Origin of the sequence: Methylobacterium sp. J-090, from assembly GCF_022829345.1 — a bacterium.
GTDB lineage: Bacteria > Pseudomonadota > Alphaproteobacteria > Rhizobiales > Beijerinckiaceae > Methylobacterium.
This window is the reverse complement of record NZ_JAKSXV010000055.1, coordinates 1-941: the sequence shown is the minus strand read 5'-3', so window position 1 is coordinate 941 and position 941 is coordinate 1. Positions and strand designations below refer to the sequence as shown.

General features: G+C 66.2%; 1 pseudogene. It reads right to left on the bottom strand.

The annotated features are described in order from the left end of the window. A pseudogene (locus MKK49_RS07950) lies at nt 1–941 on the bottom strand (IS3 family transposase); the annotation flags it as partial.

Genomic DNA, 941 nt, shown 5'->3' with positions numbered 1-941 from the left:
CGCCAAGGCAAATTCCTGAGGCGTTCGCCACCCCAGGGCTGTGTGAGGACGGCTCTCGTTGTACTGCCGCCGCCACGTCTCGATCTTGCTCCTCGCGTCGGCCAACGACAAGAACCAGTTCGCGTTCAGGCACTCGTCGCGCAGGCGGCCGTTGAACGACTCGACCAGGGCATTGTCGGTCGGCTTGCCAGGGCGCGAGAATTTCAACGTGACACCGTTCTCGTAGGCCCAGCGGTCGAGTGCTTTCGAGACGAACTCAGGCCCGTTATCGACCTGAATCGCGCTCGGTGCTCCGCGCAGCAGTGCCAAGCGTCCGACGACAGCCACGACCTGCTCGCCTTTGATGCCTTGGTCGACCTCGATCGCCAGAGCCTCGCGCGTGAACGCATCGACGACCGTCAGGGCCCGCAGCCGGCGGCCGTCGAACAGCGCGTCGGAGACGAAGTCCATTGACCACCGCTCGTTCGGCCGGAGCGCGGCAGGCTGACGCTCCCGGTGTGCCCCGCTGACGTGCCGGCGCGGCCGCTTGAGCCGCAGGCTCAGCCCCTCGTCCCGGTAGAGACGGTGAACCCTCTTATGGTTCACTCGCCAACCTTCCCGGCGCAGCAGGATGTAGATCCGGTAGTAGCCGTAGCGCACCCGGCTCTTGGCCAGATCGCAGATGCGCATCCGCAGCGGTGCCTGATCGGGTTTGGTCGAGCGGTAGCGGATGCTCGACCGGCCGACGCCGAGCGCGACGCAGCTGCGCCGCTCACTCACCCCGTGCGCCTCTTGAACCTGGTGCACGAGGTCGCGTCGCCGAGCAGGCGTCAGAGCTTTTTTGCGAGCACGTCCTGCAGGATGTGCTTGTCGAGGCTCAGATCGGCCACGAGCTGCTTGAGCTTGCGGTTCTCCTCCTCGAGCTGCTTCAGCCGCCGCAGTTCGCCCGTGCCCAAACCGCC